The organism is Streptomyces sp. NPDC054849 (assembly GCF_053610945.1).
Genome location: NZ_JBSGZI010000099.1, coordinates 1 through 20,346 on the forward strand (window position 1 = coordinate 1; position 20,346 = coordinate 20,346).

The 20,346-nt window shown below is 72.9% G+C and carries 16 protein-coding genes; 5 read left to right on the plus strand and 11 right to left on the minus strand.

Features of this window, described 5'->3' with window-relative positions:
- Positions 1–21: 21 nt before the first annotated feature.
- On the minus strand, positions 22–2,115 hold the full coding sequence (locus ACWGIF_RS30890) for a 3-hydroxyacyl-CoA dehydrogenase NAD-binding domain-containing protein (protein WP_453502407.1): 2,094 nt from the start codon (positions 2,113–2,115) through the stop codon (positions 22–24).
- Positions 2,112–3,338 carry a thiolase family protein gene (locus ACWGIF_RS30895; RefSeq protein WP_453502409.1) on the minus strand — a complete coding sequence of 409 codons (1,227 nt, stop codon included), beginning with the start codon at positions 3,336–3,338 and terminating at the stop codon, positions 2,112–2,114. The genes ACWGIF_RS30890 and ACWGIF_RS30895 overlap by 4 nt, the downstream gene beginning before the upstream one ends.
- Before the next feature lie 333 nt (positions 3,339–3,671).
- Between ACWGIF_RS30895 and ACWGIF_RS30900 the strand changes: the two genes are divergently transcribed.
- Positions 3,672–4,874, plus strand: a complete 1,203-nt coding sequence (locus ACWGIF_RS30900; protein WP_453502410.1) for an alpha/beta fold hydrolase — start codon at positions 3,672–3,674, stop codon at positions 4,872–4,874.
- 33 nt (positions 4,875–4,907) lie between these two features.
- Here the strand turns inward: ACWGIF_RS30900 and ACWGIF_RS30905 are convergent, their stop codons facing one another.
- The 3 genes from ACWGIF_RS30905 to ACWGIF_RS30915 all read right to left on the minus strand — a co-directional run bounded on the left by ACWGIF_RS30905 (position 4,908) and on the right by ACWGIF_RS30915 (position 7,931).
- A complete protein-coding gene (locus ACWGIF_RS30905) occupies positions 4,908–6,191 on the minus strand; it encodes an HRDC domain-containing protein (RefSeq protein WP_453502412.1) in 1,284 nt (427 codons plus the stop codon).
- A gap of 149 nt (positions 6,192–6,340) precedes the next feature.
- Positions 6,341–7,003, minus strand: coding sequence for a helix-turn-helix transcriptional regulator (locus ACWGIF_RS30910; RefSeq protein WP_007267191.1), 663 nt, complete (start codon positions 7,001–7,003; stop codon positions 6,341–6,343).
- Between the two features lie 271 nt (positions 7,004–7,274).
- Complete coding sequence (locus ACWGIF_RS30915; protein ID WP_453502414.1) at positions 7,275–7,931, minus strand: DUF3000 domain-containing protein; 657 nt, start codon at positions 7,929–7,931, stop codon at positions 7,275–7,277.
- A gap of 91 nt (positions 7,932–8,022) precedes the next feature.
- Between ACWGIF_RS30915 and hemE the strand changes: the two genes are divergently transcribed.
- Positions 8,023–9,087 carry a uroporphyrinogen decarboxylase gene (hemE, locus tag ACWGIF_RS30920; RefSeq protein ID WP_453502415.1) on the plus strand — a complete coding sequence of 355 codons (1,065 nt, stop codon included), beginning with the start codon at positions 8,023–8,025 and terminating at the stop codon, positions 9,085–9,087.
- Positions 9,088–9,137: 50 nt separating this feature from the next.
- Complete coding sequence (locus ACWGIF_RS30925; RefSeq protein ID WP_453502417.1) at positions 9,138–10,262, plus strand: NADAR family protein; 1,125 nt, start codon at positions 9,138–9,140, stop codon at positions 10,260–10,262.
- A gap of 7 nt (positions 10,263–10,269) precedes the next feature.
- Here ACWGIF_RS30925 and ACWGIF_RS30930 read toward each other — a convergent pair whose 3' ends face one another.
- Both ACWGIF_RS30930 and ACWGIF_RS30935 read right to left on the minus strand, forming a co-directional pair.
- A complete protein-coding gene (locus ACWGIF_RS30930; protein ID WP_453502419.1) occupies positions 10,270–11,652 on the minus strand; it encodes an FAD-dependent oxidoreductase in 1,383 nt (460 codons plus the stop codon).
- 59 nt (positions 11,653–11,711) lie between these two features.
- Positions 11,712–12,719, minus strand: coding sequence for a DUF4349 domain-containing protein (locus ACWGIF_RS30935; protein ID WP_453502421.1), 1,008 nt, complete (start codon positions 12,717–12,719; stop codon positions 11,712–11,714).
- Positions 12,720–12,857: 138 nt separating this feature from the next.
- Between ACWGIF_RS30935 and hemG the strand changes: the two genes are divergently transcribed.
- Both hemG and hemQ read left to right on the plus strand, forming a co-directional pair.
- Positions 12,858–14,357 (plus strand): protoporphyrinogen oxidase, encoded by a 1,500-nt coding sequence (gene hemG / locus ACWGIF_RS30940; RefSeq protein WP_453502422.1) that lies wholly within the window; start codon positions 12,858–12,860, stop codon positions 14,355–14,357.
- A gap of 4 nt (positions 14,358–14,361) precedes the next feature.
- On the plus strand, positions 14,362–15,075 hold the full coding sequence (gene hemQ, locus ACWGIF_RS30945; RefSeq protein ID WP_030032685.1) for a hydrogen peroxide-dependent heme synthase: 714 nt from the start codon (positions 14,362–14,364) through the stop codon (positions 15,073–15,075).
- A gap of 115 nt (positions 15,076–15,190) precedes the next feature.
- On the opposite strand, the gene ACWGIF_RS30950 is transcribed toward hemQ, so the two are convergent.
- The 4 genes from ACWGIF_RS30950 to ACWGIF_RS30965 all read right to left on the minus strand — a co-directional run bounded on the left by ACWGIF_RS30950 (position 15,191) and on the right by ACWGIF_RS30965 (position 20,277).
- The gene (locus tag ACWGIF_RS30950) at positions 15,191–16,858 is read right to left on the minus strand and encodes an alpha/beta fold hydrolase (RefSeq protein WP_453502423.1); all 1,668 of its coding nucleotides are present in this window, start codon (positions 16,856–16,858) and stop codon (positions 15,191–15,193) included.
- Positions 16,859–16,989: 131 nt separating this feature from the next.
- Positions 16,990–18,021 carry a TIGR04222 domain-containing membrane protein gene (locus tag ACWGIF_RS30955; RefSeq protein WP_453502425.1) on the minus strand — a complete coding sequence of 344 codons (1,032 nt, stop codon included), beginning with the start codon at positions 18,019–18,021 and terminating at the stop codon, positions 16,990–16,992.
- Positions 18,018–19,400: a DUF692 domain-containing protein gene (locus ACWGIF_RS30960; RefSeq protein WP_453502426.1), complete on the minus strand. Its 1,383-nt coding sequence runs from the start codon at positions 19,398–19,400 to the stop codon at positions 18,018–18,020. Before ACWGIF_RS30960 ends, ACWGIF_RS30955 begins: the two co-directional genes overlap by 4 nt.
- Before the next feature lie 124 nt (positions 19,401–19,524).
- Positions 19,525–20,277: an aminoacyl-tRNA hydrolase gene (locus tag ACWGIF_RS30965; protein ID WP_453502428.1), complete on the minus strand. Its 753-nt coding sequence runs from the start codon at positions 20,275–20,277 to the stop codon at positions 19,525–19,527.
- Positions 20,278–20,346: the final 69 nt, after the last annotated feature.

The window sequence follows — 20,346 nt, forward strand, 5'->3', positions numbered from 1 at the left end:
CGCCACGCCGGGGGCGAGGAACTACTTGCCGTTCACGCGCTCCGAGACGCCCTCACGGTCCAGGTACGGCGTCACGCCGCCCAGGTGGAAGGGCCAGCCGGCACCGGTGATGAGGCAGAGGTCGATGTCCTGGGCCTCGGCCACGACACCCTCCTCCAGCATCAGGCCGATCTCCTGCGCGACCGCGTCCAGGACGCGGTCGCGGACCTGCTCCTCCGTCAGGACGACGTCGCCCTGCACCAGGAGGGCGGCGACCTCGGGGTCCAGCTCCGGCTTGCCGGAGTCGTAGACGTAGAAGCCGCGCTTGCCGGCCTCGACGACGCGCTTGAGGTTCGGGGAGACGGTGAAGCGCTCCGGGAAGGAGCGGTTCAGGGTCTCGGAGACGTGCAGACCGATCGCCGGGCCGACGAGCTCCAGGAGGACCAGCGGGGACATCGGCAGGCCGAGCGGCTCGATGGCCTTCTCCGCCGTGACGACCGGGGTGCCCTCGTCGATGACGTTCTGGATCTCGCCCATGAAGCGGGTCAGGATGCGGTTCACGACGAACGCCGGGGCGTCCTTGGTGAGAACGGCGGTCTTCTTCAGCTTCTTGGCGACACCGAAGGCCGTGGCCAGCGAGGCGTCGTCGGTCTGCTCACCGCGGACGATCTCCAGCAGCGGGAGGATCGCGACCGGGTTGAAGAAGTGGAAGCCGACCACGCGCTCCGGGTGCTGGAGCTTGGAGGCCATCTCCGACACCGACAGCGAGGAGGTGTTGGTGGCGAGGATCGCGTGCGCCGGGGCGACCGCCTCGACCTCCGCGAACACCTTCTGCTTGACCGACATCTCCTCGAACACGGCCTCGATGATGAAGTCCGCGTCGGCGAAGCCCTCGGCCTTGTCCAGGACACCGGTGACCAGGGCGGTGAGGCGGTTCGCCTTGTCCTGGTTGATCCGGCCCTTGCCGAGCAGCTTCTGGATCTCGGCGTGGACGTAGCCCACGCCCTTGTCCACGCGGTCCTGGTCGATGTCGGTGAGGACCACCGGCACCTCCAGGCGGCGCAGGAAGAGCAGCGCCAGCTGCGAGGCCATCAGGCCCGCGCCGACGACGCCGACCTTGGTGACCGGACGGGCCAGGGACTTGTCCGGGGCGCCGGCCGGGCGCTTGCCGCGCTTCTGGACCAGGTTGAAGGCGTAGATGCCGGAGCGTAGTTCGCCGCCCATGATGAGGTCGGCCAGGGCCGTGTCCTCGGCGTCGAAGCCCTTCTGCAGGTCGCCGTCCTTGGCCGCCTCGATGATCTCCAGCGCGCGGTAGGCGGCCGGGGCCGCGCCGTGCACCTTGGAGTCGGCGATGAAGCGGCCGCGGGCGACCGCCGCGTCCCAGCCCTCGCCGCGGTCGATCTCGGGGCGTACGACCTCGGTGGTGCCGTTGAGGACGTTCGCCGTCCAGAGCAGCGACTGCTCCAGGAAGTCGGCGCCCTCGAACAGCGCGTCCGCGATGCCCAGGTCGAAGACCTGCTTGCCGCGCAGCTGCTTGTTCTGGTTGAGCGAGTTCTCGATGATCACCGAGACCGCGCGGTCCGCGCCGATCAGGTTCGGCAGGATGGCGCAGCCGCCCCAGCCGGGAACCAGACCGAGGAAGACCTCGGGCAGCGAGAAGGCCGGGATGGCCTTCGAGACGGTGCGGTAGGTGCAGTGCAGACCGACCTCGACACCGCCGCCCATCGCCGCGCCGTTGTAGTACGCGAACGTGGGGACCGCCAGCGCGGAGAGGCGCTTGAAGACGTCGTGGCCGCCCTTGCCGATGGCGAGCGCCTCGTCGTGCTTCTTCAGCAGCTCGACACCCTTGAGGTCGGCGCCGACCGCGAAGATGAACGGCTTGCCGGTGATGCCCGCGCCGACGATGGAGCCGGCGGTGGCCTCCTGCTCGACCTGGTCGATCGCCGCGTTCAGGTTGGCGAGGGACTGCGGGCCGAAGGTGGTCGGCTTGGTGTGGTCGAAGCCGTTGTCCAGCGTGATGAGCGCGAAGCGCCCGGCGCCGAACGGCAGGTCCAGGTGGCGGACGTGCGCGGACGTGACGACCTCGTCCGGGAACAGCTCGGCCGCGCCCTTCAGGAGCTCAGCGGTGGTGCTCACTTGGAGTCTCCCTCGGTGTTGAAGTTCGGGTTCTCCCAGATGACCGTCGCGCCCATGCCGAAGCCGACGCACATGGTGGTCAGGCCGTAGCGGACGTGCGGCTGCTCCTCGAACTGGCGGGCCAGCTGCGTCATCAGACGCACGCCGGAGGAGGCCAGCGGGTGGCCGAACGCGATGGCGCCGCCGTACTGGTTCACGCGGGCGTCGTCGTCGGCGATGCCGTAGTGCTCCAGGAAGGCGAGCACCTGCACGGCGAAGGCCTCGTTGACCTCGAACAGGCCGATGTCCTCGATGGACAGGCCGGCCTGGGCGAGGGCCTTCTCGGTGGCCGGGATCGGGCCGTAACCCATGACCTCGGGCTCGACACCCGCGAAGGAGTACGAGACGAGGCGCATCTTGACCGGGAGGTTGTTCTCGCGGGCGAAGTCCTCGGACGCGATGATCGCGGCGGTGGCACCGTCGTTGAGACCGGCGGCGTTGCCCGCGGTGACCCGGCCGTGCGTGCGGAACGGGGTCTTCAGGCCGGCCAGGTTCTCCAGCGTGGTGCCCGGGCGCATCGGCTCGTCGGAGGTGACCAGGCCCCAGCCCGTCTCACCGGCCGCCTCGTTGGTGTTGCGCACCGAGATCGGGACCAGGTCCTGCTGGATCTTGCCGTCGGCGTACGCCTTGGCGGCCTTCTCCTGCGAGCGCACGGCGTACTCGTCGGCGCGGAGCTTGGTGATCGTCGGGTACCGGTCGTGCAGGTTCTCGGCGGTCATGCCCATGAACAGGGCGGACTCGTCGACCAGCTTCTCGGAGACGAAGCGCGGGTTCGGGTCCACGCCCTCGCCCATGGGGTGGCGTCCCATGTGCTCGACGCCGCCGGCGAGGGCGACGTCGTACGCACCGAAGGCCACGCCGCCCGCGACGGCGGTCACGGCGGTCAGCGCGCCGGCGCACATGCGGTCGATGGAGTAGCCCGGGACGGACTGCGGGAGGCCCGCGAGAATGCCGGCCGTACGGCCCAGCGTCAGGCCCTGGTCGCCGATCTGCGTGGTCGCGGCGATGGCGACCTCGTCGATCTTCGCGGGGTCCAGGTCCGGGTTGCGGCGCAGCAGCTCCCGGATCGCCTTCACGACGAGGTCGTCGGCGCGGGTCTCGTGGTAGATGCCCTTCGGGCCCGCCTTGCCGAACGGGGTGCGGACGCCGTCGACGAAGACGACGTCCCTGACGGTACGAGGCACGTTGGCTCTCCTCCAGGTACGGGATGGCGCTGCTGCGCGGGGGCGGCTCCGCCGGTGTGGCTGAGCGCCCGCTCACCCGGCCCATGCTACTTGCGGGTAACCCATGTGGACACCCCCTCCCCGAACAGCGGCGAAGGTCACACCGGTCCGCACCCGGTGAGCCCCCTCGCGCCCTGCCGTGCGCCCGGCCGATCGCCGCGCCCGGCGTTACCCGATCGGGTCGGCCGCCCTGCCGCCGCGGCCACGTCGATGGCGTCGAGCACACATCCGTGCGAACCCTGGGCAGGTCCTGGGCGCCCGCCCTGGGCGTGCCGAGCGAACGGAGCGCAGTCGATGGCATCGACCGTCCTCACCGCGCCAGCCCCTGTCCTCACCGACCACTACGTGGACCACAAGTCGACCATCCCGGCGAACCTCGGCAAGATGGTCAAACTCTTCGTCCGGGAGCGCAACGGCACCAACGGCGGACCGCGCAGACCCGTCCTCATGCTGCACGGCAGGAGCGTCCCGGCCCTGGCCGGCTTCGACCTGCAGCACAAGAAGTACAGCTGGGCCGAGGAACTGGCCAAGGCCGGCTTCGACGTCTTCGTCATGGAGCTCCAGGGATCCGGCCTGTCCACCCGCCCGAAGATGGACGACCCGAAGAACGTCCAGCCCACCGAGGCCCAGCGCAGGCTGCTCGTCCCCAACCCGGACGCGCAGATCAATCTGGACCCGCCGCTCTACACCGCGCAGCTCAACAACTCCCAGAGCGACTGGGACGAGGTCGACACGGTCGTCGAGTTCGTCAAGAAGGAGACCGGGGCCCAGAAGGTCGACCTCATCGGCTGGTCCGCGGCGGCCCAGCAGCTCGGGCCCTACGCCATCAAGCACCCGAAGAAGGTGCGGAGCCTGTTCCTGCTGGCGCCGATCTTCCCGCCCAACGGCCGGCAGAGCAAGGCCGGGACCGACTTCGACCCGCCCGTCGAACTGCCGGTGTCCGCACCGGCGGCGTCCTTCGGGTTCCCGATGAGCGTCGGTACCAAGCCGGGGCTCGAACGCTCCTGGGACAACGACATGAAGTGTCCGGGCCAGCGTGAGGACGGCATGGTCGACATCGTCTGGCAGGCGATGATGAAGGCCGACCCCGTCGGCGCCACGTGGGGAGGAGCCGTGGCCGGGAGCCCCGAGGGTCTCAACCGCGTCCGCAACTCGTTCTGGTGGGGCTGGAACAAGACCACCGTTCCCCTGCACGACACGCTCGGCAATGAGGTTCCCGTGTGCATCGTGTACGGGGAGCACGACTCGATCGTCAACACCGCGCCGCACCTGGGCCTGCTGTACTTCTCGGTGCCCGAGCTCTACAAGTCCATCCCCGGCTCCAAGAAGCTGATGTTCTGCGTTGCCTGCGCAGGCCATCAGATCCCCTGGGAACGGGCGCACAAGACGGTCCACACCATGTCCGAGCACTGGCTCAAGCACGGCAAGGTCGAGGGCGCGACCAGCGGCAGCTACTACCGGGACGACGAAGGGGTCCTCAGTCCCGTGGAGGACTGAGGACCCCTCCGTGGAGGTCCGTCGCAGGCCCGGTCAGGCCGTGGCGGTCAGGGCCGTGACCAGGACCGGGGTCACCTGTTCGATCTGCCACGGGCGGGCGCCGTAGCCCGACAGGGCCTCCGCCACGGCGTCCGCCTGGAGCCGCTGCGGGGGCTCCCAGCACAGCCGGCGGACCGTGTCCGGGGTGATCAGGTTCTCCTGCGGCAGGTTCAGCTCCTCCGCCAGCGCCGAGACGGCGGCGCGGGCCGCCGACAGCCGGGCTGCGGCAGCCGGGTCCTTGTCCACCCAGGAGCGCGGCGGCGGCGGACCGGCCGGCGTCGCCCCCGGCTGCGGCAGCTCGCTCTCGGGCAGGGCCTTGGCCCGGTCCACGGCGGCCATCCACTGGTCCAGCTGGCGCCGGCCCATCCGCTGCCCGTAACCGGGCAGTGCGGACAGGGTGTGCACGTTCGCCGGGAGGGCGAGGGCGGCCTCGACGATCGCGGCGTCGCCCAGCACCTTGCCAGGCGACACGTCGCGCCGCTGCGCGATCCGGTCCCGGGACTCCCACAGCTCCCGTACGACCGCCATCTGGCGGCGCCGGCGCACCTTGTGCATGCCGGACGTACGGCGCCACGGGTCCTTGCGCGGCGGGGCGGGCGGTGCGGAGGCGATGGCGTCGAACTCCTGATGGGCCCAGTCGAGCTTGCCCTGCCGGTCCAGCTCCTTCTCCAGGGCGTCCCGCAGGTCCACCAGCAGCTCCACGTCCAGCGCGGCGTAGCGCAGCCACGGCTCGGGGAGCGGGCGGGTGGACCAGTCGACGGCGGAGTGGCCCTTCTCCAGCGCGTAGCCGAGCACGCTCTCGACCATCGCGCCGAGTCCGACCCGGGGGAAGCCGGCGAGGCGGCCGGCCAGCTCGGTGTCGAACAGGGAGGTGGGCACCATGCCTATTTCGCGCAGGCACGGCAGGTCCTGGGTGGCGGCGTGCAGGATCCACTCGGTGCCGGACAGGGCTTCGCCCAGTGCGGACAGGTCGGGGCAGCCCACCGGGTCGATCAGCGCTGACCCCGCACCCTCGCGGCGCAGCTGCACCAGGTAGGCGCGCTGGCCGTAGCGGTATCCGGAGGCTCGCTCGGCGTCGACGGCCACGGGGCCGGTGCCCGCGGCGAAGGCCGCGACCACGTCGGCGAGGGCGTCCGCGTCGGCGACCACCGGAGGGATGCCCTCGCGGGGCTCCAACAAGGGGATCGGCAGCCCACCGGGCGGAACAACGACGTCGTCCGGGGGGCCGCCCCCGGTGGTGGTGCGCAGGTCTGCTGCGGTCTCTTGGGCGTCGGTCACCGGTCAAGGGTATCCGTGTATACGACGCGCCCGTCGCCGGAACGTTCCGGCGACGGGCGCGATGCGTATGCGGGGCGTTTTCCGGGGGTTCCCGGGAGGTTCCCCCGGACGCGGTCCGGGGGAGGTTATCCGGGAGCTCCGGCCCGCGCTCAGTGGATGATCCCGGTCCGCAGGGCCACGGCGACCATTCCGGCGCGGTCACCGGTGCCCAGCTTGCGGGCGATCCGGGCGAGGTGGGACTTGACGGTCAGGGCGGACAGGCCCATCGAGACGCCGATGGCCTTGTTGGACTGGCCCTCCGCGACGAGGCGCAGGACCTCGACCTCGCGGCCGGAGAGCTCTCGGTAGCCGCCCGGGTGGCTCGGGGCACCCGGGGGGCGGCGGTGCATACGGGCGGCGGCGGCGCCGATGGGGGCGGCGCCGGGCCGGGTGGGGAGCCCGATGTTGGTCCGGGTGCCGGTGACGACGTAGCCCTTCACCCCGCCCGCGAGGGCGTTGCGTACGGCGCCGATGTCGTCGGCGGCGGACAGGGCCAGGCCGTTGGGCCAGCCGGCGGCACGGGTCTCGGAGAGCAGGGTGAGTCCGGAACCGTCGGGCAGGTGTACGTCGGCCACGCAGATGTCGCGCGGGCTGCCGACGCGGGGGCGGGCCTCCGCGATGGACGACGCCTCGATCACGTCACGTACTCCGAGGGCCCACAGATGGCGGGTCACGGTGGAGCGGACGCGCGGGTCGGCCACGACGACCATGGCCGTCGGCTTGTTCGGGCGGTAGGCGACCAGGCTTGCGGGCTGCTCGAGAAGAACGGACACCTAGGCCTCCTGGGGGAGTGGCGGGACGGCCGGCTCGGGGAAGGAAGCCGGTGCGAACCGTACGGATGGTCACTGACTCCTTCGGCACGTCACCCGCCCGGCTTTAGGGAATGATCACGATTTGGTGAGTAACAATTCGGGCAATTCGGACGCACGATCGATCATCGGGTGATCAGAAGCCCACATCGGACGCCGCGTTCCGACACGGCGTTGCGGCCTCGATCGGGCGTTCCCGTTTCCGTGGTCCGGCGGCGGCCGTCCGGCCCCGTTCCTACGGGTGGTGCGGACCGCGCCGCTGCGGCAGGGAGACCACTCCGGTCGCGGTGTCCGTCGGGCCCACCGGAGGCAGCCCGGCGATCTGGCACAGCAGCTCACACCACGCCGACAGGTGCGCCGAGGTGTCCGGCACCCCGCCCACCCCCTCGCGCGGCGTCCACGAGGCCCTGATCTCGATCTGAGTAGCCGGACGCCGCTCCGCCAGCCCGCCGAAGTAGTGCGAGCTCGCCATGGTCACGGTCCCGCTCGCCTCCCCGTACGTCAGCCCGCGCGCGTCCAGCGCCCCCGTCAGCCAGGACCAGCACACCTCGGGGAGGAGGGGGTCCGAGGCCATCTCCGGCTCCAGCTCCGCGCGCACGAGGGTCACCAGCCGGAAGGTCCCCTGCCAGGCGTCGTGCCCGGCCGGGTCGTGGAGCAGGATGAGCCGGCCGTCGGCCAGATCGTCCTCCCCGTCCACCACCGCGGCCTCCAGGGCATAGGCGTGCGGCGCCAGTCTCTGGGGCGGTTTGGTGGGGTCGATCTCGATCCCCGGACGCAGGCGCGTCTTCTTCAAGCCGTCGACCGCCCGCCGGAACGGGAGCGGGACGGAGGTCTCCTTCGCGCTGTCCATGCCGTCAGCGCCATCTGAAAATCGTCCCTGAGCCGCAGCCATGCGGGGAAGACTAGGCGGAACGAGCGCCCCTGCGGCGCAGGGACACCCGCGCCGGGCCGGGCACTTCTTCATACGTGCGAAGATTCGGGTCGTGAGCGCCAACACCCGCCCCACGGGCCAGCCGAGTCAGACGTACGATTCCGCCTTCCTGAAGGCGTGCCGGCGGGAGCCGGTTCCGCACACCCCGGTGTGGTTCATGCGGCAGGCGGGGCGCTCGCTGCCGGAGTACCGCAAGCTGCGCGAGGGCACGCAGATGCTGGAGTCCTGCATGCGCCCCGACCTGGTCACCGAGATCACCCTGCAGCCGGTGCGCCGCCACAAGGTGGACGCGGCGATCTTCTTCTCCGACATCGTGGTCCCGCTCAAGGCCATCGGTGTCGACCTGGACATCAAGCCCGGCATCGGCCCGGTCGTCGCCCAGCCGATCCGGCGCCGCGAGGACCTCGCACAGCTGCGCGATCTCACCCCTGAGGACGTCGCGTACGTCACCGAGGCGATCGGCATGCTCACGGGTGAACTGGGCTCCACGCCGTTGATCGGCTTCGCCGGTGCACCTTTCACCCTTGCGAGCTACCTGGTCGAGGGCGGCCCGTCGAAGAACCACGAGCACACCAAGGCCCTGATGTACGGGGACCCGGAGCTGTGGGCGGACCTCCTGGACCGCCTCGCGGAGATCACCTCCGCCTTCCTGAAGGTCCAGATCGAGGCCGGGGTCTCCGCGGTCCAGCTCTTCGACTCCTGGGTCGGCGCGCTCGCCCCGGCGGACTACCGCCGCTCCGTGATGCCCGCGTCGGCGAAGGTCTTCGAGTCCGTGTCCTCGTACGGGATCCCGCGGATCCACTTCGGCGTGGGCACCGGCGAACTCCTCGGCTTGATGGGCGAGGCGGGCGCGGACGTCATGGGCGTCGACTGGCGGATCCCGATGGACGAGGCCGTCCGCCGGGTGGGCCCGGGCAAGGCCCTCCAGGGCAACCTGGACCCGGCGGTGCTCTTCTCCACCCAGGAGGCGGTCGAGGCCAAGACGGACGAGGTCCTCGCGGCCGCGGCCGGCCTGGAGGGCCACGTCTTCAACCTGGGCCACGGCGTCCTCCCGACGACGGACCCCGACGCCCTGACCCGCCTGGTGGACTACGTCCACACCAAGACCGCCCGCTGAGCCGAACGGCCCTGAGCGAACAAGATCGAAACGTCGGTACTGTGCCGCGCATGACATGGCACGGGCCGACGTTTCGCATATCCGACGGAGAACACATCGCCGGGGCCTGGTGCCTCGTCTGGCGCACGTACGACCGGCTGGACGAGCACCACCCCGAGCACCTCTTCGTCTACGCGGACGGCAGGCTCACCCTCGGGCCGTACGAGGCGACGGACCTCGCGGGGCTGGGGAGGCTGCTGGCCTCCGGGCAGATCGCACTGGACCGGCCGGGCGCGCGCGAGTGGCCCGCCGATCCGTCGAAGTGGGAGTCCCGCTCGCCCGAGCCGCGGACGGACGAGAGCTTCCTCGTGGAGGCCGCCGACGAGATCGCCCGGCTGGCGGGCCGGCCGTCGTCACGCGACCTGCTCTGGGAGGCCGTCCGGTGCTACCAGCGGGAGACGACGGAGACCAACCGGTCCCTGCTCCGGGCCGCGTACCTCGCCGTCCCGTCACACCTGCGGGTCTACGTCCTGGGCGACATGGACCGCCAGGACAGGCCGCTGCGGATCCTGGTGACCGATCTCGGCGAGTCCGTGGACGGGGACGGCCCGGTGGTGACGGAGGCGATGCAGCGCGACGCGCTCGTCTACTTCACCGCCCGGGACGAGGACGTCGCTCAGGCCGAGGAGCGGCAGGCCGTCTGGTACGCGGACGACCCGGCCGGCGCCCCGCAGCCCCCGGTCGTCCTCTTCGAGACCGTCTATCCGCGGGGCCGGCCGGAGGAGCTCGGCGACTTCGCGCTGCGCAACGACTACGACGCCCCCTTCACGTACGAGGGGGAGACCTACCCCACCGTGGTCCACGGGTACTGGGCCCGCTCCGCCGCCGACCGGGACGACCACGACCGGATCCGCGCCGCCGTGACCGCCCGAGAGGCCCAGGAGAGGGGCGGACGGGCGGCGCTGCGCGAGGACTGGGCCGGCGTGCGGCTCGCCGTCATGGCCGGACTGCTGCGGGCAAAGTTCGGGCAGCACCAGCGGCTCGCGGAACTCCTGATCGCCACCGGGCAGGCCCCCATCCTCTACACCGGCCTTTCCGACGCCCCCTTCTGGCGTGACGAGGGCCCCCGCGGCGGCCGGAACTGGATGGGCCGCCTCCTGGAACTGGTCCGCTCCGAACTCCGGGCGGAGCGTTGAGGAGTGTCTAGACGGCCGCCGAGCGGACCGCCGTGACGGCCTTGCGGGCCGCCACCAGGATGGGGTCCCAGACCGGGGAGAACGGCGGCGCGTAGCCCAGGTCCAGGGAGACCAGCTGTTCCACCGTCATGCCCGCCGTGAGGGCCACCGCCGCGATGTCCACCCGCTTCGCGGAACCCGCGCCGCCGACGATCTGGACGCCGAGGAGGCGGCCCGTGCGGTGTTCCGCCAGCATCTTCACCGTCATCTCGGCCGCGCCCGGGTAGTAGCCCGCCGTGTTGGTGGAGGTGACGGTGGCCGTCACGAAACGCAGGCCCGCCTCCCGCGCGTCCCGCTCACGCAGGCCCGTACGGGCGATCTCCAGGTCGCAGACCTTGCTGACCGCCGTGCCGACCACGCCGGGGAAGGTCGCGTAACCGCCGCCCACGCCCGACCCGATGACCTGGCCGTGCTTGTTGGCGTGCGTGCCCAGCGGGATGTGCCGGGTACGGCCCGCGATCAGGTCCAGGACCTCCACGCAGTCGCCGCCCGACCAGATGTTCTCCTGGCCCCGGACGCGCATCGAGAAGTCCGTGAGGATGCCGCCCGACGGGCCGAGCGGGAGGCCGGCCGCGCGGGCGAGCGCGGTGCGGGGCTCCACGCCGATGCCGAGCACGACCACGTCCGCCGGGTACTCCTCGCCCGACGCCGTGGCCACCGCGCGGGCCCGGCCCTCCTCGTCGGTGAGGATCTTCGTGACCTCGGCGCGGGAGACCGTGCGGATCCCCATGCCGTTCATCGCGCCGTGCACCAGGCCGCCCATGTCCGGGTCCAGTGTGGCCATCGGCTGCTCGCCCCGGTGCAGCACGGTGACCTCGTAGCCCCGGCCCACCAGGGCCTCCGCCATCTCCACGCCGATGTAGCCCGCGCCGACCACGACCGCCCGGCGGCCCTCGGTGCGCTCCAGCCCGTCCATGAGGCGCTGGCCGTCGTCGAGCGTCTGGATGCCGTGGACGCCGTGCGCGCCGATGCCGGGGAGCCGGGGGCGGACGGGGCGGGCGCCCGTCGCCAGGACGAGCTTGTCGTAGCCCGTCCAGGATTCGGTTCCGCTGTCCAGATCGCGGGCGCGGACCCGCGATCCGGGGAGGTCGAGCTCCACGACCTCCGTACGGGTGCGCAGGTCGATGTCCCGGGCGCGGTGCTCCTCGGGGGTGCGGGCGATCAGGTCGTCGCGCTCGGCGACCAGGCCGCCGACCCAGTAGGGGATGCCGCAGGCGGAGTACGAGGTGAAGTGGCCGCGTTCGAACGCGACGATCTCCAGCTCCGCCGGTCCCCTGAGCCTGCGGGCCTGGGACGCGGCGGACATCCCCGCCGCGTCACCGCCGACCACCACCAGTCGTTCCGTCGCCATCGTCCGTACCGCCCCTTCACCGCCATCGGATGAGGAACACGCTACGGGCGAACGTCCGTTCAGTCCTGTACGCCGGCCCCGGTGTCCGAAGTCGCCGCCCGGGCCGCCGGGACCTGAGCCTGCGCCTGCGCCGGGGTCGAGACGGGGGCAGGGGCCGGTGCCGCCTTCGGCCGCGCCGGCCGGCGCGACCGGTACAGCCGGACCACGAACACCACCAGTGCGGCCGTCAGCGCGAACGGCAGCAACGCGCCCACCGCCACCGTCAGATAGCGCACGATCTTGGTGAAGACGTCCCAGCCGCCGGCCAGGGCTCCCAGGAAGGTGGGCTCCTTCTCCTTCTTCTCCACCACCTCCGGCTTCACGGCCGGCTCCGAGACCTCCAGCGTGATCGTGCCCATCGAGGTCTGATCCTTCAGCGCCGTCTGCTGCGCCAGCAGCGACTCCAGGTCGGACTGGCGACGGCTCAGCTCGCTCTCCAGCATCACCACCTCGCTCAGCGTCGAGGCCTTGCCCATCATGTCGCGCACCCGCGCCACGCTGGCCTGCTGCGAGGAGACGCGGCTGCCGATGTCGGCGACCTTCTCCGTGACGTCCTGCGCGTCGACCTTGCGGTGCAGGAGCTTTCCGCTGCCCTCCATGGCGCCGAGCACGGCGTCGTAGCGCTCGCCGGGCACCCGCAGGGTCACCGTCGAGGTCATCCGGCCGTCCTCGCCGCGCCGGGTGGACTCGTTGCCGACGTAGCCGCCCGCCCCGTCGGCCGCGGCGCGGGCCGAGGCGAGCGCCTTCTGGGCGTCCGTCGTCTCGATGCCGAGCGTGGCCGTACGGATGACGTTCGGGCGGACCACGGCCGGCGGGGCGTTCTTGTCGGCCGGGGAGGCGGCCGGCGCCGGGGCCGCCGCGGCGCCCTTCGCGCCCTCCGGGGCCTTGCCGTCGGCGGCGGGCGCGGGCGCGACCGCCGCCTTGTCGGCCGAGGCGGCCCGGCCCTCGTCGCCCGCGCCGCAGCCGGTGAGCGCGAGCGCGCCCGCCAGGGACAGGGCGGCCAGTGTTGCTGCTGGGCGTCGTCGCATGGTGTGAACCCCCGAGGATCGAATGATGTCGCCGGTTCGACGTGCAGAGTCCCGTCGCGGGTTTCGCTTCCCCGGTTCCGGCCCGGTCCCGATGCGGTCACGGTCCGGCCTCGGAGATCGATCTGAGACGATGTGTCCATGCACGAAGCGGACATGCGTACGGATGGACCCGCCGGCGCCACCCGGTCCACCGGCTCCCACGGCCACGTCGTCGTCATCGGCGGCGGCATCGCGGGCCTCGCGGCCGCCCACCGGCTGCTCGCCGAAGGCGCCCGCGTCACGCTGCTGGAGGCCGGACCGCGGCTCGGCGGCAAGCTGTACGCCGGTGAGCTCGCCGGGGCACGCGTCGACCTCGGCGCCGAATCCATGCTCGCCCGCCGCCCGGAGGCCGTCGCCCTCGCACAGGCCGTGGGCCTCGGCGACGCCGTACAGCCGCCCGCCACCGCCACCGCCCACCTGTGGACCCGGGGTGCGCTGCGGCCGATGCCGCGCGGGCACGTCATGGGAGTCCCCGGGGACCTGGGACCGCTCGCCGCCTCCGGGGTGCTCTCCGCCGAAGGGCTGGCGCGCATCGAGGCCGAGCGCACCCTGCCGCCCGCGGAGATCGGCGACGACGTCGCCGTCGGCGAGTACGTCGCCGCCCGGCTCGGCCACGAGGTCGTCGACCGGCTGGTGGAACCGCTGCTCGGCGGGGTCTACGCGGGCAACGCCTACCGCATCTCCATGCGGGCCGCCGTGCCCCAGCTCTTCGAGGCCGCGCGGACGCACGCCCTGCTGGGCGACGGCGTACGGGAACTGCAGCGCAGGGCGCAGGCGCAGCCCCAGCAGGCCGGCCCGGTCTTCGCCGGCATCGACGGCGGCATCGGACGGCTCCCGCTCGCCGTGGCCGAGGCCTGCCGCTCGGCCGGGGCGCGGATCGTCACCGACGCCCCCGTCCGCGAGCTCATTCGTACGGCTGAAGGCTGGCGGGTGGTGGCCGGCGCCGAGGTCATCGAGGCCGACGGCGTGGTCCTGGCCACCCCGGCCGGGCCCGCGGCGCGGCTGCTGGAACGGCTCGTGCCGGTGGCCGCGGCCGAGCTTCGCGGAGTCGAGTACGCCTCGATGGCCCTGATCACGATGGCCTTCCGGCGCTCCGACCTGCCGGCCTGCGTCTCGGGCGGCGGCGCCAGCGGGTTCCTCGTGCCGCCCGTCGACGGCCGGACCATCAAGGCCTCCACCTTCTCCAGCAACAAGTGGGCCTGGGCGGGGTCGGATCCGGAGCTCTTCCTGCTGCGCACCTCGGTGGGCCGCCATGCCGACGAGCAGGATCTGAAGCGCGAGGACGCCGAACTCGTCGAGGTCTCCCTCACCGACCTCGGCGAGGCCGTGGGCCTGACGGCCCGGCCGGTCGCCTCGACCGTCACCCGCTGGGACGGCGGGCTGCCCCAGTACCCGGTCGGCCACCTCGACCGGGTCGCCCGGATCCGCGGCGCCGTCGCGGCCCTTCCGGGCCTCGCGGTGTGCGGCGCGCTCTACGACGGGGTGGGCATTCCGGCCTGTATCGCGAGCGCCGGCGCGGCCGCCGGCGCGGTGATCGCCTCGCTCGGTGCGCGAACGGCACCCCTGGCACCGACCACTGATCAGCGCACGGGACAATAGGAACATGACTGCACCAGAGAAGATTCCCAACGCGGGGAAGAAGGCGAAGGACCTCAACGAGGTCATCCGCTACACCCTGTGGTCCGTCTTCAAGCTGAAGGACGTCCTGCCGGAGGACCGCGCCGGTTTCGCCGACGAGGTCCAGGAGCTGTTCGACCAGCTGGCCGCCAAGGACATCACCGTCCGCGGCACCTATGACGTCTCCGGCCTGCGTGCCGACGCCGACATCATGATCTGGTGGCACGCCGAGACCGCGGACGAGCTGCAGACCGCGTACAACCTGTTCCGCCGTACCAAGCTGGGCCGCGCGATGGAGCCGGTGTGGTCGAACATGGCCCTGCACCGCCCGGCCGAGTTCAACAAGTCGCACATCCCGGCCTTCCTGGCCGACGAGGTCGCCCGCGACTACGTCAGCGTGTACCCCTTCGTGCGCAGTTACGACTGGTACCTGCTGCCCGACGAGGACCGCCGCCGCATGCTCGCCGACCACGGCAAGATGGCCCGCGGCTACCCGGACGTGCGCGCCAACACCGTCGCATCCTTCTCGCTGGGCGACTACGAGTGGCTGCTGGCCTTCGAGGCGGACGAGCTGTACCGCATCGTCGACCTGATGCGTCACCTGCGCGCCTCCGAGGCCCGCATGCACGTCCGTGAAGAGGTGCCCTTCTACACGGGACGCCGCAAGTCCGTCGCCGATCTGGTGGCCGGGCTCGCCTGATACCTCCCCTGGGGGGAAGGACCGGAGGACGACCGACACCGTCAAGGTGAGTTCCTCCGGTGGATCGGGAGGCCATGCCCCCGAAACGACGCAGCCGGAGATCCCGCCCGGAAGTTCAGACGACGGGTGGCAGCAGCGCCCTGCGGGCGCCCGCTGCCTGGTCGTCCAGCGACACCGGTGCGGGCTCCGGATGCGGCGCACACGTGACGCGCCACCCCGGGGTGGCGCCCGTCAGCAGGTACCGCTCCACATGACGGTCCACGCAGTCATTGCGGCCGCCGACCACTCCGTGGGAGCCGGACCCCGTCTCCGTCACCAGCGAGGACCCGGCGCCGAGCCGCCGCTGCAGTTCCAGCGCGCCCGGGTACGGCGTCGCCCCGTCCCGCTCCGCCGCGACCACCAGTGTCCGCGGCAGCCGCTCCGGCTGGGCGCCGACCGCCACCGGCCGCTGCCGCTCGCGCACCGGCCAATAGGCGCACGGCAGGTTCAGGAAGGCGTTGGCCCAGGTCTCGAAGGAGGCCGTGCGGGCCAGCTCGGTGTGGTCGCGGTCCCAGGTCGCGAAGTCCGCGGGCCAGGAGGCGTCGTTGCACAGCACCGCCGTGTAGACCGCCGTCGCGTTCTCGGCCTCGGCGGCCGCCGCCGGATCCGGTGCGGCCTGCGCGGTCAGCTCCGCCGGATCGCCGCGCAGGAAGGCCGTCAAGGCCGCCGCCCGGTCCGGCCAGACGTCGTCGTAGTAGGCGGCCTGGAGGTAGGCGGCCCGGAGTTCGCCGGTACCGACGGCCCCGCCGGCCGGGGTACGGGCCACTGCGTCCCGGACGCGCTCGTAGCTCGCCTGGACGGCCGCCGGGGTGGCGCCGAGGCGGTACGTGCGGTGGTGCCGGGCCGTCCAGGCGCGGAAGTCGTACCAGCGGCGCTCGAAGCCGGCTGCCTGGTCGAGGTTGTTGCGGTACCAGACGCGGCGCGGGTCGGGATCGACCGCCGAGTCGAGGACCATCCGCCGGACGCGGCCCGGGTGGAGGGTGGCGTAGACGGCACCGAGGTAGGTGCCGTACGAGGAACCCAGGAAGGTCAGCTTCTCCTCGCCGAGCGCGGCCCGCAGCACGTGCAGGTCGCGGGCGTTGTCGAGCGTCGTGTAGTGCGTCAGGGCCGCGACGCCGGCCCGTTGCGCGCAGCCGTGGGCGTAGGCCCGGGCGGCCGCGATGCGGTGCCTCTTGTCCGCGGGTGAGGGGGCGGCCGGTTCCCGGGTGGGGCCCTCGGCCCGGGCGGCCGGGTCCTGGCAGGACAGCGGGGCGGAGCGGCCGACGCCGCGCGGCGCGTAGCCGACGAGGTCGTAGGCGGCGGCGATCCGTTCCCAGCGGGGGAGGCCGGCGACGAGCGGGAAGTGCATGCCGGAGGCCCCGGGGCCGCCGGGGTTGTGGACGAGCGCGCCCTGGCGGACGGCGCCGCGGGCACGGGTGGCGGTGACCCGGCTGACGGTGAGGGAGATCTGCGGGCCGTCGGGGCGGGCGTAGTCGAGCGGTACGTGCAGGGTGGCGCACCGGACCGGGCCGGGGAGCCGCTCGGCCTCGGGGCAGGTGCGGAAGTCGAGGACGCCGCTGCCGCCGGCCGCGGTCAAGGCCGCGCGGTGGGCGACGAGGGCGGCGCCGGCGGCCTCGGCGGCGGTCCCGCCGAGGAGGTTGCGCGGGGCGGACCCGGCGGCGTGGGCGGGGACGTGGGCCGGGGCGCAGAGGGCGAGGGCGAGTGCCGCCACGGCGGCTCCGTGGTGTGCGCGTCCCCTCCGCATGGCGGCTCCTTCATCTCATCCGATGAATCGATGAAAGGCCCGGTCCGTGCCCGTGTAAAGGATCAGCGGCGGGTGTCGGCCGCAATGGTCCCGATGCCGCGCTCCGCGCCCCCGGTTGCCGTACGCGGTGGTCAGGAGGAGCTGCTGGAGCAGCTGGAACCGGACGAACTGCTGCTGGAGCAGCTGGAACTGCTGCTCGAACAACTGCTGCCGGAGGAGCCGCAACCGGAACCCGAGGAGGAACAGCCGCCTCCGGAGGCCCCGCAGCCCGAACCGCCGCCTCCGCCCCCGCCCCAGTCGCCCCCGCCGCCGTCGCTCGTGGCGCACCAGAGGATCGGCAGCAGCGCGGTCGTGGACGCGTACGACGACCCGTCCGCGCCGCGGGAACGCGGGTCCGACTGTGCCGCGGCCAGCCGGGCGCCGCGGGCGGCGGACACCAACAGCTGCCGCAGGTACGGGTCCTGCAGACCACGCAGCCCGAACAGCGCGGTCTGCACGTGCGGGGTCCGGTCGTTCACGTACGCGGAACGGATCGCGAGCAGCGCCCGCCGCCCCGCCGGGCTGACCCGGCTCCTGGCCCGGGCCGCACAGATCAGGCCCACGAGGATGCCGATCACCAGGACGACGAGCACCTTGGCGACGAACGGCACCTGAGGGCCGGAATCGACGACGAGACCCACGAAGGTCAGTATCAGCGACACCGGGATCAGGATCCCGCACACGGTGGCCTGGATCAGCGCCCAGCGCCGCCAGGGCCGGCCGGATCCGGGCGCCGAGAGCAGTCCGCGCGCGGCCAGCGCGTCGCCGATCTCCTGGACGGCCGGGTCGCACATGGCGGCGTAGCGCACCTGGTAGAGCCACCCCGAGGGCGCCCCGTGGTGGGCCTGGAGGACGGCGCGCTCGGCGGGGTCGGTGGCCCGCGCCCCGGGGCGTACCTGGACGATGCCGGGACCGCCGGCCACCAGCCGGCCGTCGCCGAGCATCGAGACGAGCGCGACGTCCACGACGGTGCCGGGGCCGCCCACCACGAAGGCGGCCTCGGACAGGTCGTGGAGGCGGTCCGCGGGTCCGCCCCACGGGGGGCGGGACCTGCGCAGCCCGCGCATCAGCAGGACGGAGGAGACGATGACGGCGATCCAGATCGCGAGGGCGAGGAGGTTCATGCCGCCCTCCCCACGAGCGTCCGGGCCCAGCGTACGATCCGGCGGGGCGGTCTGGCCCCGGCCCGGTCCCGCCACCAGGCGGTGAGCCGGCGCCGGGCGGCCGGGTCGGCCGGCAGGTCCCGGATCAGCAGGTGCTCGGCGAAGTCCAGTGCGTCCCGGCGGTAGCCGGCGGTCATGGGGCGGCCTTTGGCGTAGGAGAGGAAGGCCTCGCGGTACGGGGCCCGGCCGCCCAGGATCCCGGGCAGCTCCGGAGCCAGCCGGGCCACCACGTCCGCCCGCTTGGCGGCCAGCGCCCGGGCCTGCACCCGGATGCGCAGGCGGTCGAACCCCTCGGGCACGGGGGTTCCGGCCACCAGAGCCGACAACAGCGCGGCCTGCCCGAGCGCCACACGGGTCCGGGCGGGCTCGGTTTCGCCGCGGAACTCCGGCTCCGCGACGGGCTGCTGAACCACGGCTTCCGGCGCCGCGGCCGACGAGCCGGCGCCCGGAACCTCCGTCGCGGGGGCGGCGGAAGCGGGGGCCGTGGTCGCGCGGCCACCGGTCACGGAACCCGCCGCCACCGGACCCGCCGTCACCACGGCGCGGATCGCGGCCAGTTCGCCCGCGAGCTCCGGCTCCGGAGGGAAGTCGTCGTCCCGCTCCAGCAGGACGCCCGGCGGGTCCACCCGGGAGCGGAGCTCGGCCAGGAGGTCGAGCACCACCGGCGGCACCGGGTGCGCGTGCGTGTCGTGCCAGACGCCGCCCCGCTCCACCCCGCCTGCCACGTGCACGTACGCCAGCGCCTCCAGCGGAATCGCGTCCAGGACGGCGGCCGGGTCCTCGCCCCGGTTGACCCGGTTGGTGTGCAGGTTGGCCACGTCGATGAGCAGCCGGACACCGGTCCGCTCGACCAGCTCCGTCAGGAACTGCCCCTCCGTCAGCTCCTCGCCCGGCCACGAGAACAGCGCGGCGATGTTCTCCAGGGCCAGCGGCACGGGCAGGGCGTCCTGCGCGATCCGTACGTTCTCGCACAGGACGTCCAGCGCGTCGCGGGTGCGCGGCACCGGCAGCAGGTGTCCGGCCTCCAGCACGGGCGAGGAGGTACGTACGAAGGCGATGTGCTCGGTGACCAGCGGCGCCCCCAGCGCCACCGCCCGCTCGCCGAGCGCCGCGAGCTTCTGCGGGTCGGGGCGGTCGGCGCCGCCGAGCCCGAGCGAGACCCCGTGCGGCACGACGCGCGTGCCGCGCTCGCGCAGCCGCAGCAGTGCCTCGGGCAGGTGGCCGGGGCATACGTTCTCGGCCACCACCTCGACCCAGTCCAGGCCGGGCAGCCGCTCGACCGCCTCTGCGATCTCCGGCCGCCAGCCGATGCCCACCCCCAGGTGTGCCATGGGCTTCATGTCCCCTCGCCCCCTCTCGTCGCACCGTGTGCCGGTGTCATCGCCCCGGCGGAGTCGCGCCAACCGCCGGAGGGGGTGTTTCAGAGGAACATTTGAGGTTCCCGCCGACCGGGGGAGGCGGCCGTCAGAGCCGGGACCGCAGCGCCGGATGGTCGGCGACCACCGTCGCGCTGCCCGGAGCGATCTCGGTGAACCCGGCGTCACGGACCACCGGCAGCCCGCTCCCGCTCAGCTCCGCCCACCGCTCGCGCGCGGCCGTCCGCACCGCCAGGCGGAAACCGGAATCATGCCAGGCGGCCCGCTCCGCCTCCGTCAGCTCCCACCACGCCACCTGAGCCGCGTGCCCGGCCTGGGCCATCGCCTTGCCGGCCGACATGTCGAGGTCGGGGTTGAGCCAGAGCACCGGCAGGGCCGGCTCGGTGGCCGCGGCGACCGGCTCCGGGTCGTCCAGATCGGTGCCCGACACCTGGAGCTTGGCCAGCTCCCTGGGCCAGCCGTCGAGCGGAACCGGGGGGAAGACCCGCACCTGCGCGCCGTCACCCTGCACCGTGACGCCCGGCAGGGTCTCCGCCTTGCGCCACTCCGCCCCGCGCGCCCGCCGGACCACCTTGCGGATCCGCGCGTCCTGCCAGTCGCGGACCGCCTGGGCCCACTCGCCCTCGCCCTGCGACCGCTCGTCGGCGAGCAGGACCAGCACCGCGCGGGCCGCCGTCTCCAGGGCGTCCGTGCGGGCGGGCGGCTCGGCCTTCTCGATCCGCACCACCAGCGGCAGGACGAACTGCGGGGCTTCGTCGCGCAGTACGTGATCCTGCCGGAAGAGGCTGTCCGCCCCGACCGCGGGCACGTCGGAGATGTCGTTCGTCTGCTGGCTTCTCATCCCGCCAAGGATGCCAGGCTCCGCCTTGAGGATGATGTCGCGGGTGGCCGCCCCGGGCGAGGATCGACG

What these genes read in the sequence shown, in the direction of transcription:
- ACWGIF_RS30900 (WP_453502410.1), top strand. Translation starts at nt 3,672, where the DNA reads ATGGCATCGACCGTCCTCACCGCGCCAGCCCCTGTCCTCACCGACCAC.
- ACWGIF_RS30915 (WP_453502414.1), bottom strand. Translation starts at nt 7,931, where the DNA reads ATGGCTGCGGCTCAGGGACGATTTTCAGATGGCGCTGACGGCATGGAC.
- ACWGIF_RS30925 (WP_453502417.1), top strand. Translation starts at nt 9,138, where the DNA reads ATGACATGGCACGGGCCGACGTTTCGCATATCCGACGGAGAACACATC.
- ACWGIF_RS30930 (WP_453502419.1), bottom strand. Translation starts at nt 11,652, where the DNA reads ATGGCGACGGAACGACTGGTGGTGGTCGGCGGTGACGCGGCGGGGATG.
- ACWGIF_RS30935 (WP_453502421.1), bottom strand. Translation starts at nt 12,719, where the DNA reads ATGCGACGACGCCCAGCAGCAACACTGGCCGCCCTGTCCCTGGCGGGC.
- hemG (WP_453502422.1), top strand. Translation starts at nt 12,858, where the DNA reads ATGCACGAAGCGGACATGCGTACGGATGGACCCGCCGGCGCCACCCGG.
- hemQ (WP_030032685.1), top strand. Translation starts at nt 14,362, where the DNA reads ATGACTGCACCAGAGAAGATTCCCAACGCGGGGAAGAAGGCGAAGGAC.
- ACWGIF_RS30950 (WP_453502423.1), bottom strand. Translation starts at nt 16,858, where the DNA reads ATGCGGAGGGGACGCGCACACCACGGAGCCGCCGTGGCGGCACTCGCC.
- ACWGIF_RS30955 (WP_453502425.1), bottom strand. Translation starts at nt 18,021, where the DNA reads ATGAACCTCCTCGCCCTCGCGATCTGGATCGCCGTCATCGTCTCCTCC.
- ACWGIF_RS30960 (WP_453502426.1), bottom strand. Translation starts at nt 19,400, where the DNA reads ATGAAGCCCATGGCACACCTGGGGGTGGGCATCGGCTGGCGGCCGGAG.
- ACWGIF_RS30965 (WP_453502428.1), bottom strand. Translation starts at nt 20,277, where the DNA reads ATGAGAAGCCAGCAGACGAACGACATCTCCGACGTGCCCGCGGTCGGG.